The organism is Nocardia abscessus NBRC 100374 (assembly GCF_000308455.1).
GTDB classification, from domain to species: domain Bacteria; phylum Actinomycetota; class Actinomycetes; order Mycobacteriales; family Mycobacteriaceae; genus Nocardia; species Nocardia abscessus.
Genome location: NZ_BAFP01000108.1, coordinates 1 through 492, shown reverse-complemented (window position 1 = coordinate 492; position 492 = coordinate 1). Strand labels below are relative to the sequence as shown.

Annotated in this window: 1 protein-coding gene; it reads left to right on the top strand. The window is 65.4% G+C overall.

Annotated features, from left to right (window positions below):
- On the top strand, positions 1-492 hold a 492-nt coding region (locus ON19_RS21830), incomplete at both ends, for an alpha/beta hydrolase (protein ID WP_043695982.1).

Below are 492 nucleotides of genomic sequence, written 5' to 3'. Positions count from 1 at the left end.
CCGGACGGATGTGGTGGAGTTCTTTCGGGACAAGCAGGTCAATGTGGTGGTTCCGTTCGGGGGTGCCAGTTCGTATTTCACGGATTGGCGTGCGGATGATCCGGTGTTGGGGCGGCAGCGTTGGGCGACGTTCCTGACGCGGGAGTTGCCTCCGATCGTTGATGCGGCGTTCGGGGGGAACGGGGCGAACGCGATCGCGGGTATCTCGATGGCGGGTACGTCGGTGTTCCAGTTGGCGTTGGCCGCGCCGGGGTTGTATCGGGCTATCGGGTCGTATTCCGGGTGTGTGCGCACCAGTGATCCGCAGGGTCAGGTGATCGTGAGCGCGGTGGTGGGTGGTCGCCGGGGCAATGTGGTGAACATGTGGGGTCCGCCGACGGATCCGGCGTGGGCGGCCAACGACCCGTATCTGCACGCGGACAAATTGCGCGGTACCGCGATCTACGTCTCGACCGGTAGCGGGGCACCGGGACCACACGACACCCTCCACGG